At 41.8% G+C, this 13,792-nt stretch carries 17 protein-coding genes; 12 read left to right on the forward strand and 5 right to left on the reverse strand.

Annotation, left to right across the window (positions count from 1 at the left end):
• The 9 genes from V7K36_RS26160 to V7K36_RS26200 all read left to right on the forward strand — a co-directional run.
• A partial coding sequence (locus V7K36_RS26160) for a tetratricopeptide repeat protein (RefSeq protein WP_335120605.1) occupies positions 1-585 on the forward strand: 585 nt, incomplete at its 5' end.
• A gap of 17 nt (positions 586-602) precedes the next feature.
• Positions 603-1,064, forward strand: coding sequence for a tetratricopeptide repeat protein (locus tag V7K36_RS26165; protein WP_335120709.1), 462 nt, complete (start codon positions 603-605; stop codon positions 1,062-1,064).
• 140 nt (positions 1,065-1,204) lie between these two features.
• Entirely contained in the window at positions 1,205-1,543 is a 339-nt protein-coding gene (locus V7K36_RS26170) for a hypothetical protein (RefSeq protein WP_335120606.1), read from the forward strand.
• The gene (locus V7K36_RS26175; protein ID WP_335120607.1) at positions 1,536-1,901 is read left to right on the forward strand and encodes a type II toxin-antitoxin system PemK/MazF family toxin; all 366 of its coding nucleotides are present in this window, start codon (positions 1,536-1,538) and stop codon (positions 1,899-1,901) included. The genes V7K36_RS26170 and V7K36_RS26175 overlap by 8 nt, the downstream gene beginning before the upstream one ends.
• Positions 1,902-2,039: 138 nt before the next feature.
• Positions 2,040-2,261, forward strand: coding sequence for a hypothetical protein (locus V7K36_RS26180; RefSeq protein WP_335120609.1), 222 nt, complete (start codon positions 2,040-2,042; stop codon positions 2,259-2,261).
• 75 nt (positions 2,262-2,336) lie between these two features.
• Positions 2,337-4,082: a GTPase HflX gene (gene hflX, locus V7K36_RS26185; protein WP_335120710.1), complete on the forward strand. Its 1,746-nt coding sequence runs from the start codon at positions 2,337-2,339 to the stop codon at positions 4,080-4,082.
• A 349-nt stretch (positions 4,083-4,431) separates the two neighbouring features.
• Positions 4,432-5,343 carry a hypothetical protein gene (locus V7K36_RS26190; protein ID WP_335120610.1) on the forward strand — a complete coding sequence of 304 codons (912 nt, stop codon included), beginning with the start codon at positions 4,432-4,434 and terminating at the stop codon, positions 5,341-5,343.
• Between the two features lie 514 nt (positions 5,344-5,857).
• Positions 5,858-6,460, forward strand: coding sequence for a DUF1003 domain-containing protein (locus V7K36_RS26195; RefSeq protein WP_334823030.1), 603 nt, complete (start codon positions 5,858-5,860; stop codon positions 6,458-6,460).
• A 196-nt stretch (positions 6,461-6,656) separates the two neighbouring features.
• Positions 6,657-7,646: a hypothetical protein gene (locus tag V7K36_RS26200; protein WP_335120611.1), complete on the forward strand. Its 990-nt coding sequence runs from the start codon at positions 6,657-6,659 to the stop codon at positions 7,644-7,646.
• Positions 7,647-8,100: 454 nt separating this feature from the next.
• On the opposite strand, the gene ychF is transcribed toward V7K36_RS26200, so the two are convergent.
• The 3 genes from ychF to yidD all read right to left on the reverse strand — a co-directional run bounded on the left by ychF (position 8,101) and on the right by yidD (position 9,961).
• Positions 8,101-9,192: a redox-regulated ATPase YchF gene (gene ychF / locus V7K36_RS26205; RefSeq protein ID WP_335120612.1), complete on the reverse strand. Its 1,092-nt coding sequence runs from the start codon at positions 9,190-9,192 to the stop codon at positions 8,101-8,103.
• A 45-nt stretch (positions 9,193-9,237) separates the two neighbouring features.
• A complete protein-coding gene (locus tag V7K36_RS26210) occupies positions 9,238-9,426 on the reverse strand; it encodes a hypothetical protein (protein ID WP_335120613.1) in 189 nt (62 codons plus the stop codon).
• A 295-nt stretch (positions 9,427-9,721) separates the two neighbouring features.
• Positions 9,722-9,961: a membrane protein insertion efficiency factor YidD gene (yidD, locus tag V7K36_RS26215; RefSeq protein ID WP_335120614.1), complete on the reverse strand. Its 240-nt coding sequence runs from the start codon at positions 9,959-9,961 to the stop codon at positions 9,722-9,724.
• A 61-nt stretch (positions 9,962-10,022) separates the two neighbouring features.
• On the opposite strand from yidD, the gene V7K36_RS26220 reads away from it, so the two are divergent.
• The gene (locus V7K36_RS26220) at positions 10,023-10,724 is read left to right on the forward strand and encodes a diacylglycerol/polyprenol kinase family protein (RefSeq protein WP_335120615.1); all 702 of its coding nucleotides are present in this window, start codon (positions 10,023-10,025) and stop codon (positions 10,722-10,724) included.
• A 208-nt stretch (positions 10,725-10,932) separates the two neighbouring features.
• Here V7K36_RS26220 and V7K36_RS26225 read toward each other — a convergent pair whose 3' ends face one another.
• A complete protein-coding gene (locus tag V7K36_RS26225; protein ID WP_335120616.1) occupies positions 10,933-11,310 on the reverse strand; it encodes a hypothetical protein in 378 nt (125 codons plus the stop codon).
• 37 nt (positions 11,311-11,347) lie between these two features.
• Between V7K36_RS26225 and V7K36_RS26230 the strand changes: the two genes are divergently transcribed.
• Positions 11,348-11,629, forward strand: a complete 282-nt coding sequence (locus V7K36_RS26230; protein ID WP_335120617.1) for a hypothetical protein — start codon at positions 11,348-11,350, stop codon at positions 11,627-11,629.
• 200 nt (positions 11,630-11,829) lie between these two features.
• Here V7K36_RS26230 and V7K36_RS26235 read toward each other — a convergent pair whose 3' ends face one another.
• Positions 11,830-12,729, reverse strand: coding sequence for an alpha/beta fold hydrolase (locus V7K36_RS26235; protein WP_335120618.1), 900 nt, complete (start codon positions 12,727-12,729; stop codon positions 11,830-11,832).
• A 456-nt stretch (positions 12,730-13,185) separates the two neighbouring features.
• Between V7K36_RS26235 and V7K36_RS26240 the strand changes: the two genes are divergently transcribed.
• The gene (locus V7K36_RS26240) at positions 13,186-13,740 is read left to right on the forward strand and encodes a thioredoxin family protein (RefSeq protein ID WP_335120619.1); all 555 of its coding nucleotides are present in this window, start codon (positions 13,186-13,188) and stop codon (positions 13,738-13,740) included.
• The last annotated feature ends 52 nt before the right edge of the window (positions 13,741-13,792 follow it).

The following is a 13,792-nucleotide window of genomic DNA, read 5'->3' on the forward strand; positions in this document are numbered from 1 at the left end:
CTAGATGATTTAGGACGCAATGAAGAAGCGATCGCATCCTACGACCAAGCACTGAAATTTAAACCAGATGACCACCTAGCTTGGTGCAATCGGGGCATTGCGCTAGATGATTTAGGACACAATGAAGAAGCGATCGCATCCTACGACCAAGCACTGAAAATTAAACCAGATGACCACCTAGCTTGGTACAATCGGGGCATTGCGCTAGTCAATTTGGGATGCAATAAAGAAGCGATTGCATCCTACGACCAAGCACTGAAAATTAAACCAGATGACCACCTAGCTTGGTACAATCGAGGCATTGCGCTAGGCAATTTAGGACGCAATGAAGAGGCGATCACATCCTACGACCAAGCACTGAAATTTAAACCAGATGACCACCTAGCTTGGTGCAATCGGGGGAATGCGCTAGATGATTTAGGACGCAATGAAGAAGCGATCACATCCTACGACCAAGCACTGAAATTTAAACCAGATGACCACCTAGCTTGGTACAATCGGGGCATTGCGCTAGGCAATTTAGGATGCAATGAAGAAGCGATTGCATCCTACGACCAAGCACTGAAATTTAAACCGACCACCTAGCTTGGTGCAATCGAGGCATTGCGCTAGGCAATTTAGGACGCAATGAAGAAGCGATCGCATCCTACGACCAAGCACTGAAATTTAAACCTGATTTACACGAAGCTTGGCACAATCGGGGCAATGCGCTACTTAAGTTAGGACGCAATGAAAGAGCGATCGCATCCTACGACCAAGTACTGAAATTTCAACCTGATTTACATGAAGCTTGGAACAATCGCGGCATTGCGCTAGGCAAATTAGGACGCAATGAAGAAGCGATCGCATCCTACGACCAAGCACTGAAATTTCAACCAGATGACCACCAAGCTTGGTACAATAAAGCTTGCAGTTATGCCCTTAAAAGTAATATTAAGCAGGCACTAGAAAACTTACAACAAGCAATCAATCTGAGTCCTGATGAATATCGAGAGATGGCAAAAACTGACTCAAATTTTGATAGCGTTCGGGAAGATGGGCGCTTTCAAGCTTTAATTCAATAACCACTATAAATACTAAACTAATGTAGGGATTAATGTAGCGATCTCCTTCCCACTTTCACTGAAAATATTAACTGAAATTAAAAGCGATGCTTATGAATGAAAAATTAAAAAGTTAACCTATCTTGAAAAGAGGAAATCAAATGTCAGAAACAATCAATATTGAACAAGCGGTATTAGATAATCTGCGAATTCTCTCGAATGACAAGCAACAAGAAGTCCTAGATTTTGTTGAGTTTCTTGTAAAAAAAACAGTCAATCACCAACAGTTAGACACTGAAGATTCAAATTATAGTATCTCATCAAATCTCCAACAGCAACAACGGCTATCTATCCGAGAAATTGCCCGACTACCTGTAGCAGAACGTCACAAAATACTAGAACCTTTTATCGCCGCCACAGCCGAAGATTTTTTGAATGACCCAGAATTAACAGAGTTTGCCGTTCTGGATGGTGAAGACTGGGAAATTGAAAATGACTAATCCCAAAAAAGGCGAGATTTGGCTAGTGCAACTCGATCCAACCAGAGGACAAGAAATTCAGAAGACTCGCTCTGCTGTTGTGATTAGTTCTAATATGTTGAGTTCCATACCAATGCGGATTATTATCCCTGTGGCAACATGGCAACCTAAATTCCAAAATCGCCCTTTCATGATTCCTATCCAGCAAACTAGTGAAAATGGCTTAGACTCAAACTCAGCAGGTAATGTTTTGCAAGTTCGTAGTGTAACAACTGAGCGATTTGTCCGATGTTTAGGAAAAGTTTCAACAGCCGTTATGCAAGAATTGCTAGATGGTTTAATTATCTGTATTGATTATGCTGCTGAAACCAACGACTGAAAAAGAGTATTTTTGAGAAAAATACAATTCAGATGCAGCGATCGCCTTTGCACTTCCACTGAAAATACGAACTACAATTAAAAGCGATCGCCCCTAAATATAATTACAATAACATTATGAAAATCCTAACCAACAGTTATGCAAAATGAATTGACTACTCTGACTTATGAAATTGAACTAAAACCAGGGGAGAAATTGAATCTCCCAGAATCAATACTGGAAAATATAACTACAGGACGCTGGGTAATCACCATCCAACAAAAAGCAGAAGAACCCAAAAGCACCCGCAACCATGACGCTTTTTTGAACGGTTACGCACCAGAAGACGAAGGACTTTATGACGCATCCCTCAAAAGATAGACATGGCAGTTTAAACGCTATTGTAAAATATACATATAAGGATTCGGGGGGCCATTTAACTGGTCATAAACGCCTATAGAGACTATTTTTGGAAATCTCCAAGGTCTGAAATCCAGCCAGCTGAAGCAACTACAGCGGCTGTATCACCAGCGCATACCAGGCGATCGCATCACCACGCCTGACTTTTCCCAGCGTCTGGCAGCAATTAGCACAGAAGTCAATCAGCCTGTGTGCGCCTACATCAACCGTCGCGGACAAGTGATTCGCGTCGGGGTAGGCACACCGCGTCAAACGCAAATTCCACCCCTGGAATTACCCCGTTACGGTGCAGAACGACTCAGTGGTATTCGTTGTATTGCCACCCATCTGAAGCCAGAACCGCCCAACGAATCGGCGCTCACGGCTATGGCACTGCAACGCTTAGATGCCCTAGTTATCTTAAACATTACCGGAATGGGATTTACACGGCGGGGAGGCGGTGCAACTGGGTATGTCAAAGAAGCTTATCTAGCTCATCTGACACCCCAAGAGTCTCGCACCCTGATTACTAGTCCTGCTGCTCTCAAGGTAGAGGAAAGCCAAATCCAATCCCCAAGTTGGAATATATCGCCACCTCTGGGCTTGGATGATCTGGCAGAGCAAGATTTAGTAGACTTGGTGGAAAATCTGGAAGCGGAATTCCAGCGCGAATTTATCGCCCAGGAAGTAGATGCTGACCACGATCGCGTGCTGATTGTTGGGGTGATGACCAGTGAGATAACTCCCCTACAATTCCAAGACACCCTAGTGGAATTGGCACGTTTAGTTGATACTGCTGGGGGAGATGTATTACAGACAATACAACAAAAGCGATCGCGCGTTCATCCCCAAACCGTAGTTGGCGAAGGTAAGGTGCAAGAAATTGCCCTAACTGCCCAAACACTAGGAGTTAATCTTGTCGTCTTTAACCGGGATCTCTCACCCTCTCAAGTCCGCAACTTAGAAATGCAAATTGGTATTCGGGTGGTTGATCGCACCGAAGTTATTTTGGATATCTTTGCCCAACGCGCTCAGTCCCGTGCTGGTAAGTTGCAAGTAGAACTAGCACAGCTAGAATACATGCAGCCGCGACTGGCTGGTAGAGGTCGCACGATGTCCCGATTGGGTGGTGGTATTGGGACTCGTGGCCCTGGTGAAACCAAACTGGAAACAGAAAGACGTGCCATTGGGCAGCGCATTTCCCGACTACAAAAAGAAGTGAACCAGTTGCAGGCACATCGTTCGCGGTTACGGCAGCGACGGCAGCATCGAGAAGTTCCCTCAGTGGCTTTGGTTGGATATACCAACGCCGGCAAGTCCACTTTGCTGAATGCTCTCACGAATGCAGAAGTTTATACAGCCGACCAGTTATTTGCCACCCTCGATCCTACTACCCGCCGCCTAGTGATTCCTTATGGCGAAACAAATGAACATCAGGAAATTCTCATTACAGATACGGTAGGGTTTATACACGAACTCCCTGCATCGTTAATGGATGCCTTCCGCGCCACCTTGGAGGAAGTCACAGAAGCCGATGCCCTACTACATTTGGTGGATTTGTCTCACCCCGCTTGGTTGCGTCATATTCGCTCAGTCAGAGAAATCTTGGCGCAAATGCCAATAACTCCTGGACCGGCGCTGGTTATTTTTAACAAGATTGATCAAGCCGATAGTGAGACACTAGCTTTAGCTAGGGAAGAATTTCCCTTAGCGGTGTTTATTTCTGCGAGTCAGCGCTTGGGATTAGAAACCCTACGTCAGCGTCTTGCCCAGCTGATTGAATACGCCGTTGACTATGGTTAAAACTTGAGTAGCGAATTCCGCGTCAGCATCTTATTATTAGTGTCCTAAATTTTTAACTTTGGGGAAGGCTAAATCGCCTTCCCCTCTTCATTTCATCTTCATAAAATCTCGGCTCCCCAACCTACACTGGTTTTGGTTTTTGGCTTTAACCCAAGCATATTGATTTAAAACCCACACTTCGCACTTCAATTAGTAGTATAAATAAAATACATTTAATCAAAATCCAAAATTATAAATTTGATACGTAAATAACCGGATGTGTGTGAGTACAAAAGGCTACTTTATTGATATGATTGAGCATCCGCTAACACACTTCTCTTAGCGATACTCACAGCTTGGCTAAATCAATATGCCTCGGTTTCTCAGGTTAGTCATCAATATAATAGTCTTGGGCGCATTGTTACTCATATCCCAGCAAGTTTGGGCCCAAGATTGGCGTCCGGTTCGCGGTGGTATCCCTTTCGGTATCAGTGGTATGGCTTTGATAAAACAGCAAAGCTATACACTCGATTTTCTGATTGTCCATGACAACAAAAAACCCAGTCAAACCCGTTTAGCAATCATCAGCATTAAGGGTAAAAATCAACCTGAATATTTCCCCTTGAACTGGCCAAATAACATAGAATTGCCCATCGACTTAGAAGCTTTAACATCTGTTCCAGAGAAAACAAAATCCTCTTTTATCGCTTTAAGCAGTTCTGGAAAAGCTTATTACATCAGATTAGACCCTGCCAACAAAACCATCTCGGTTCTCAAGGAATTCAATCTCCCAGGAGTTATTCAAGGAAATAATTTTGAAGCATTTGGATTACAAAATATAGACGGCAAATTAGTTGCTATTTGGGCACATCGGGGTCAAGGAAAACAACCAGCAACTATTTTTTGGGGAGTGTTTGACTTGGGTAAATATCAAATTACTCTCGCAGGTTCTGCCAATCTGAAAGTACCGTTTCCATCTGGCAATGTTCGCCATATTTCAGATATTAAAGTAGACCCCGTAGGAATTGTGTACATCACCTCAGCAAGTGATGCCGGTGATGATGGGCCATTTCAGTCAGCTGTATATGTCGCTGGTTATTTGGGATTGCATGGTGACAAAATTGCATGGCGACAAAATCCTCAATTTGTTCCTCTCTACCGCTCTAACTACCACAAAATTGAAGGTATAGAACTTGTTCCCGGTGCGGAAGGCGGTGTGGTTGTTGGTACAGATGACGAGAATTTGGGTTCTTATGTATACATTGTGGGTGGAAGTAGCTAAAAAGTATGTCCTTTGATGGCACAGCAAGTCAATCGGTTAGCAAGCGCTCAACAGCAGGAGGTTTCGACCTACACGCAGATTTTAGCAGGATTAAAATTTAAAAAAGACTTGATTCGTTGAATATTTCGAGAGGGTATGATACGCAAGTCGGTTTTCTACCAACATGCGATCGCGGATTAAGCATGTAGGCAATGAAAATAAAAACTATTGCGTTGCCGATAAATTTTGGTTATCCCTGATATCGTAATGCGTAAGTAACAGCGATAGGCATTCTGGTTTGCCCAACTGGATCATGCGATTGATATCTGCACATTGTAGGAATAATTTGACTTAAACCAATTCTGAAGTTAGTTGTCAGCTTTATTGTCATGAGAACGCAATAGCTTTGGCACACTGATTTCAAAGATCGAGTCTATAATGCAAGCCTAACTCCTTGCATCTTGAATTGAACCAAGCAAAGTTGCTACTTCATCTAATTTTTTCAAGATGCTATTAATAGCAGCATAATAAAATTATGCTTTCAAGTAGCATGAACGAAGAGGAAAAAGAATACTTAGACTATGAAGATAATAATCCACTACTGTCTAAAGTCATACAACGCAACATTCGCACTCTTATCCGTCTTCGGGCCAAGGCTGCTAATAAGAGAAACTTGCAAGACCGAATTGCCGACGTTATTACCTCTTTTTCAGGACATATAGTTTTTGTTTACGTACATCTTGTCTGGTTTGGTGCTTGGATTATTTTGAACACTGGTAAGTTAGGTGTACATCCCTTTGATCCATTTCCCTACGGATTGTTGACAATGGTGGTATCGCTGGAAGCAATTTTTTTGTCAACATTTGTGTTAATTAGTCAAAACCAACTGAGTCAAGAAAGTGAGTATCGCGCCAACTTAAATTTACAAATTGCACTCCTGACTGAGCATGAAGTTACACGAGTATTGCAAATGCTAGATGCGATTCAAGATAAAATGGGCATTGAAAATGATGAAGACAGTGAACTTGCTGACTTAGAAATGGAAACTAAACCGGAAGATGTGTTAGTTGAGATTGAGCGACTTCAGCAGTTAGCACTTAAGAGAAAAAAGCTGAATAAACTCAACCACAGATCATAACTACGATTGCAATAAAGTAGTACGTTTCATCACACAATCGCAATAATTACTCCTTCTAAATGAAGAATATCTTGTGATCATTTTGAGGATTACTGGTTTATTTGCGATCGCCTCGCAACTTCCTTAACAGCAATACCCATATATCGAGGATTTTGTCAATGCTTTTAGGGCGATCGCAGTTAATATTTTTTATATTATGAAAAAGTGGCTCGTTTTTATTACAATTGCATTTTTATGTTTCTGTTCAATTTATATTGTTAATCCGTCTGATTCTGCCTTGATAAATTATGAAAAAAGTTGTAATTTCCAAGTGATGAGAAAGGGAGAAGGTTGTTTTATTTACAAAGTTAAATCGGGTAAATTTTATATTCCTATTTACTACTATCTGCCTGATAATTTACAGGAAAATACTAAAGTTTTATTTGCTATGCACGGTGAAAAACGTAATGCTCAAGATTATCGAACTGATTGGAGAAAGATTTATCAATACAACAGTGATCACCAGAGTAATTTTATTTTACTTGCTCCCCAGTTTGAACAAAAGTGGTTTACAAAAGCTGTAGGGTATAATCTTGGTAATATGTTTACTGAAGATTTAAAGATTTTAAATCCTAGAAATCAATGGGCATTTACTGAAATTGAAAATATCTTTACTTTTGTTAAAATAACCACGAAAGTAAAGGCTAACAAGTACTATCTTTACGGTCACTCTGCGGGCGCACAGTTCGTACATCGAATGGTTATCTTTATGCCCTATGCCCATATTCAAAAGGCTGTGGCTGCTGAGGCAGGTTCGTATACAATACCTGATGAAAATAGGGAATATCCCTGCGGTTTGAAGAAACTAACTGGAGAGCCACTATCATCTGTAGATTTGAAAAAAACATTTACCATACCAATGACAATAATTTTAGGTACAAAAGATAATAAAGTTCTACCTCCTGAACATGATTCTTATGCTTGCGATATACAGCAAGGTTCTAATCGTTTAGCTCGTGGCGAATATTTCTACACTCATGTTAAAAGTATTGCTCATAATAGAAAAGAAAATTTTAATTGGACTCTCAAAGAAGTTACTGCTACTCACATTGTTGCAAATACGAATCCTCCGATTGAAGATCCTATGTTAGTGTCATATGCCGCTTTGGAGTTTTTTCCTAAATTGACCTTCATTAATTGCAAATAGTTATTCAGCTTATACAGCGCTTCCCGCTATTATGCAATACAGTTTTTCTCCTTGCCCTCTCCTAGCATAGCTTTCAGCTTTGAGGATGTACCTCATAGCTGCCGGAAGTGCTGTATAGAAAATTTTTCATCTCTCTTTTTATCAAGAACTGCTGCGATCTCTCCGACGGGCTGTGACGCTCGAATGCGAACAGCGTGTTGTAGACAAGACTCGCTATCGGTGACGCGCTTAGAGCAAGGGTTTAAAACCCTCACTGTTGTGTCAGCTTGTCGCAAGGTACGGGACTGGCTGTGGCTCCAAATCATTCGCGGTCGAAACAAGATAGCTGATTTGTTCTTCCTGGCTCCTTAAATTCTGCACACTGTCAAATTTTGAATTTAGAATTGCAGGAGCGATCGCAATTTGGTGTAGGTTGACCATTATCTGATTGATAACGGTCACTGATTAATTACAGCTACACATTAAATCGGAACAACATTACATCCCCTTCCTGCACAACATACTCTTTCCCTTCACTGCGAACCAACCCTTTCTCCTTCGCAGCATTCATCGAACCAGTTGTTACCAAATCTTTATAAGCAACAGTTTCGGCGCGAATAAATCCCCGCTCAAAATCACTGTGAATTACACCAGCAGCTTGAGGTGCAGACATTCCGGCATTAATTGTCCAAGCGCGGGTTTCTTTGGGGCCGCAGGTAAAATATGTCCGTAAGCCTAGAAGCATGTAAGTTGCACGAATCAATGATTTCAAACCGCCTTCTTCCACACCTAAAGATGCGAGGAAATCAGCTTTATCTTCTTCTGGTAATTCTACTAATTCCGCTTCAACTTGGGCCGAAACGATGACAACTTGGGCATTTTCTGTCGCTGCAATTTGCCGTACTTTTTCTACAAAATGATTACCCGTTGCCAACTCATCCTCAGATACATTGGCGGCGTAGATAATCGGTTTATAAGTGAGCAGTTCTAGTCCCTTAATAATCTCTGTTTCTTCTTCATTCAAGCTCACCTGACGCACCGATTTACCTTCATTTAAAGCCGCAGCTAATTTTTCTAAAACTGAGACTTCAAACTGTGCATCTTTGCTGGTACGAGCTTGTTTGCGAGTGCGGTCAATTCGCCGCTCAATTTGTGATAAATCTGATAAACCCAGTTCTATATTAATGATTTCAATATCTCGCGCTGGGTCAATAGAACCAGCAACGTGGATAATATCGTCATTTTCAAAACAACGTACCACATGGACGATCGCATCAACTTCCCGGATGTGGGACAGGAATTGATTCCCTAGTCCCTCACCCTGACTTGCACCTTTAACTAAACCAGCAATATCTACAAATTCCACCCGCGCCGGGATAATTTGTGCCGAACTGGCAATCTTAGCAAGAACATTTAACCGTTCATCCGGTACTGCGACAACGCCGACATTCGGTTCAATCGTGCAAAAAGGGAAGTTAGCTGCTTCTGCTTTGGCATTAGCAACTACAGCATTAAATAAAGTAGATTTTCCGACGTTGGGAAGTCCGACAATTCCGGCTCTTAGCATTTTGGATTTTAGATTTGAGATTTTGGATTACATTACCAAGGTAATCTAAACAGGTTCCGGTATGGTTTGGGGAATTGGACCTGGAACTGTTTGAGGAATCGGAGCAGGTACTGGTTCTGGTACAGGTTGCGGACTCGGTAGCGGATTTGGTTCAGGATTGGGGCTGGGTAGCGGGTTCGGGCCAGGATTGGGAATTTGTGGTTCTGGTATAGAAATCGCAGTAGGATTAATCATGGTAAGTCTAAATGAAATTATTCAACCTTCCCAAACTAGATGACAACCTCAGCTGTTGACATCTCCCCAAAAGACTATACCCACGAACACTCCCTTTAATAATTTACCCCTCTTCTCATTAGAATTCTCTGCGTCCCTCTGCGTTTCCCTCTGCGGCGGCAGTCGCTCATGGGGAGCCACTGCGGTGGACGGGTTCCCCGGCATAAAGCAAGTGGCGTGGAAACCCCGATCGCTTTTAGCGTCTCCCCTTGGGAGAAGACTGCGCTGCCTTCCCTTTGCGTTTAAATTTCAACCCTCAATTCGGCTCTTTTACCTTTTCTACCACCTCTGGCACTGGATCGTAACCGCCTGGATGAAACGGATGACAGCGCAAAATCCGCCGAGTTGCCATCCACCCACCATGCAACACTCCAAATCGTTCAATGGCTTGAATAGCATACATCGAACAAGTTGGTTGAAAGCGACAAGTCGGGAGAAACAACGGCGAGATAAACATTCGGTAGCCGCGAATCAGCCAAATCAATAATAATTTCATTGCAGTTACCCAAATCTTATAAATTAGTAACAGAGGTAAAAATTTTCATTTTGTTGCATCTTTGTTAATTAAATTTTCTGACTTCACCTCAATTCCGGTTTTATGGCTGCAAATTGCGATAGCTGCAATTTGGGTGTTACTCATCCTCCTAATTGCATCGGTGGTAAACCGCTTTGGCGACAAGCCAGAAATCGTGCGGAAGATAGTTCATATTGGCACTGGTAATGTGATTTTAATCGCTTGGTGGCTCGATATTCCCGCCAGTGTAGGGATTACAGCTTCAATTTTAGCGAGTGCAATCACCTTATTATCTTACCGATTGCCCATTCTTCCTGGTATTAATAGCGTTGGACGCCAAAGTTTAGGGACGTTTTTTTACTCTGTCAGTTTCGGTATTTTAGTTGCCTGGTTCTGGTACTTGCAACAACCCCAATACGCAGCACTAGGAATTTTGATAATGACTTGGGGAGATGGATTAGCAGCCTTAATTGGGCAACGCTTTGGTACACATAAGTATAAAGTCTTTGGTGCAGAAAAAAGTTGGGAAGGCTCTCTAACGATGATGCTCGTTAGCTTTCTAGTCTGTAGTTTGATTTTAGTTGGAACTCAAGGAAACAGTTGGCAAACTTGGGCAATATCGCTGATAGTGGCAGTTATAGCTACAGCTTTAGAGGCTGTTTCATTTTTGGGTATTGACAATTTAACAGTTCCTTTAGGCAGTGCAGCCCTTGCTTTCTTTTTAAGTCAGTTAGTTTTGAGTTAGTAATTGCCTTGAGTACTATTCCTAATTAATCAAATAAGAGACAGTGCTAAAAATTTATCGTTAGTTAATAAATATAGCGCTTCTAAGTTGAGTCCAATACGGGTAAGCAATTTCGTAGTAAAGACTTTAGTCCTTATTTTCTAAACACTAAAGTCCTTACTACAAAACCTCAAAACCAACTTGACAAAGTACTAGGTGCGAAACTGATTTACTGGTTTAGCAGTCCGATCGCCATTTCAAGGTGTATCTTAGCTCTATGCAAGTTAAGCAGTCCCTCTTGGTCGTATCGGTCAGGGTAGCTCATAGCCTTACCCTCCATTGTTAGCTTAATCAGCGCCGCTTGCTCATCAGTGGGTGAGTTCATCTCATCTACCACTCCTTCAAGGAATTGAATAACGCTAAAACCTGGTGACTTCAACCCTCTTCCTTGCCTTAGTTGAGCGAGTGCTATCTGTGGGAATGCCATCAAGGTAACAATCCAACTGGTCTTGTACCCTCCATTCCCGGTAGGCTTCAATCCGTAACGCCTACACAAGTCTCTCAACTCAGCAGTGGTTTTGATTTCGAGTTCTGACCTTATGAACATAAAATAGAGTTACCCATTTGTAAAAGTGGTATCGGTGGTGAACTTGTTTTCTAGACTGGGTATCACCACCGATTTAAAAGTTTATTCTAATGGTTTCGTTAGTATCAAGTTATATTTATATTTCTCAACAATGCCTAATCCTAAAGGGAACCCTCAAAATTTTGAACCAGCGCAACCAAAGGGAGATAAGCCATTAACTGACCAATTGAGTTTTAGAGTCTCCAAGGAAATGAAGGAAGAGGTAAAGGCTAAAGACGACCCTCCTGAATTTTGTCGCCAAGCTATCCAAAAAGCACTAAATGAAGATAAGGAGAAATAGTTAAAAGTTATTGGACTAATAGTTCAATAACTTTTAAGAAAGCCTTCCTGTTAAAGAGGGTATTATCGCTAAGTCAAACTTTTAATTGAATTGAGGTCATGGTCTTATTACCAATTTTTCGTATCGGCTCAATCAACAAAAAATAAATTTTTTTGATTATATTCAATACGACCCATTACGTGAAGATTCTGCTGAGTCTATTACCGCGATCGCTCCAAAATCCAATCGAGTAAAATTGGATTGACTAACTCCGGTGCTTCATCTTGCGGACAATGCCCCACTCCCTCTAAAGGAATAAACTTTTCTACTTGCGGAAAGTTAGCTAATTCTCTACCTAACTTGATTGGTTCCCACGGATCAGCCGTTCCCCACAAGATAATCACAGGACAGGCTAACAGTGGTAAAAGTTCTTCAGGTAGTGGCCCTGTGGAATAAGAAGTAAAAGCCAGGAAAACAGCTCCAGCCCCCGGATCACTTGCTGGTGAAGTGAGAATATCTACCAACTCATCTGTCACCATCTCAGCATTAGCATAGGCTTGCAGCAGAATCTTCCGCACTGTTTTCGGTTTGGCGAGTTGATTGAAAAAGAACTCGCCCACTGGTTTGATAGATAACAGGCGTTGCAGTAGAGGCGCTCCGAAACGACGAGTCCAAGGTAAAGTTACCCGTTTGCGATCGTGCAACAGCCGTAAAGAACAGTTCAGCAAAGCAACTCCTAAGGCAATATCTGGGTTGCTTACTGCTGCTTGCATGGCTACAATACAGCCTATAGAATTTCCGACTAAAAAAGCTGGCTCACCTACAACTTCGCGGCAAAAATCTGCCACCTGCTGTCCCCAGGTTTCTAGTGTGTAGGCAATTTTTTCATCAGGTTGAGGTTTTGCGGAAGCGCCAAAACCAATCAAATCGATCGCATAAACCCGGCAATTTTGTGCTAATACGGGAATATTTTTCTGCCAATGCCACCAAGAAGCGCCAAATCCATGCACCAGGACAACAGCTGGCCCAGTAGTTCCTTGGGTTTGATAGCAGATAGGGAAATCTTGCCAAATCCAGGTTTTTGTAGAGTTAAGTGCTGTTTTGGAACTTGAGGTTGTCATAGAAAATTTGATGAAAACAAGGGTAAAAGCCTTTCAGCAGCAAAACGCAAGTAAAATTGTTTCAAATTTGAATAAAATTTATCAGATTTTCAAAGTAAATCCTTTGCTCTAGTGATAGCTTAGACGTACACCACGAAAGCTTCTAGGCTGATAACACTAGAGTTTTATCCAGTATAGAGAGTTTTCATCTTGTTAATAGAGCTAATTTACTCACAATTTAGATTATGTCAGTATTAGGAATCATCACTTTTGTAATGTGAGTAATATTTTTGCTATTTTTAGATGTGAGAGAATTAGCATCAGTGCTAGATTCAGTAGTTTCACAATTTACGACAGCCAATGCAAGTCTATAAAATTGTCGAATATGAGGCATCGGCTAAGGGGTGGTTTGCAACTGGAAACTGACGCTAAATTTAACAATATTTTTCTTGTTCTTAGTTCTGCGAGCCAGAAAACATGAATCTAGTAGAAACAATTGATACTCCTGTTGGGAGTTACGCACCAGATTTTGAAATACCAGGAATTGATGATCAAGTACACCATCTCAGGCGTTATCTTGAGAAGTTCCGAGCAGTGGGTGTCATTTCCATGTGTAACCATTGTCCTTATCTAGACCGGTATCTAGGCAGGTTAAAAAACATTCAAGGCGAATTTGCCCCAGAAAGCTTCACACTAATTGGCGTGAATGGTAGTAGTGGCGATCGCGACGCTAAATCAACCTTGGAAAATATGAAAGCTTTTGCCAAGGGTCACGACTTGAATTTCCCTTATCTATGGGACTCTACGCAAGATGTGACCCGCAGTTTTGGTGCGACAAAAACACCAACGGCCTTTCTCATAGATGCTAATGGTATAGTCCGCTACAAAGGAAAAATTGACGATCATCCCCAAGATGCCTCAGCAGTGGGAGAGGATTATTTGAGAACTGCGATCGCTTCTCTGCTTCAAGGTCAAAAAATAGATATACCACAAACAGAAGCAATAGGTACTACATTGATTTGGCGTAACTAGATATAGATTGTCCCTGTAACTGCTATCTTAAATTGGAGGCAATTGCAACTTT

The sequence above is a fragment of the Nostoc sp. genome, from assembly GCF_036919555.1.
Lineage (GTDB): Bacteria > Cyanobacteriota > Cyanobacteriia > Cyanobacteriales > Nostocaceae > Nostoc.

What these genes read in the sequence shown, in the direction of transcription:
- V7K36_RS26170 (WP_335120606.1), top strand. Translation starts at nt 1,205, where the DNA reads ATGTCAGAAACAATCAATATTGAACAAGCGGTATTAGATAATCTGCGA.
- V7K36_RS26175 (WP_335120607.1), top strand. Translation starts at nt 1,536, where the DNA reads ATGACTAATCCCAAAAAAGGCGAGATTTGGCTAGTGCAACTCGATCCA.
- V7K36_RS26180 (WP_335120609.1), top strand. Translation starts at nt 2,040, where the DNA reads ATGCAAAATGAATTGACTACTCTGACTTATGAAATTGAACTAAAACCA.
- V7K36_RS26190 (WP_335120610.1), top strand. Translation starts at nt 4,432, where the DNA reads ATGCCTCGGTTTCTCAGGTTAGTCATCAATATAATAGTCTTGGGCGCA.
- V7K36_RS26195 (WP_334823030.1), top strand. Translation starts at nt 5,858, where the DNA reads ATGCTTTCAAGTAGCATGAACGAAGAGGAAAAAGAATACTTAGACTAT.
- V7K36_RS26200 (WP_335120611.1), top strand. Translation starts at nt 6,657, where the DNA reads ATGAAAAAGTGGCTCGTTTTTATTACAATTGCATTTTTATGTTTCTGT.
- ychF (WP_335120612.1), bottom strand. Translation starts at nt 9,192, where the DNA reads ATGCTAAGAGCCGGAATTGTCGGACTTCCCAACGTCGGAAAATCTACT.
- V7K36_RS26210 (WP_335120613.1), bottom strand. Translation starts at nt 9,426, where the DNA reads ATGATTAATCCTACTGCGATTTCTATACCAGAACCACAAATTCCCAAT.
- yidD (WP_335120614.1), bottom strand. Translation starts at nt 9,961, where the DNA reads ATGAAATTATTATTGATTTGGCTGATTCGCGGCTACCGAATGTTTATC.
- V7K36_RS26225 (WP_335120616.1), bottom strand. Translation starts at nt 11,310, where the DNA reads ATGTTCATAAGGTCAGAACTCGAAATCAAAACCACTGCTGAGTTGAGA.
- V7K36_RS26235 (WP_335120618.1), bottom strand. Translation starts at nt 12,729, where the DNA reads ATGACAACCTCAAGTTCCAAAACAGCACTTAACTCTACAAAAACCTGG.
- V7K36_RS26240 (WP_335120619.1), top strand. Translation starts at nt 13,186, where the DNA reads ATGAATCTAGTAGAAACAATTGATACTCCTGTTGGGAGTTACGCACCA.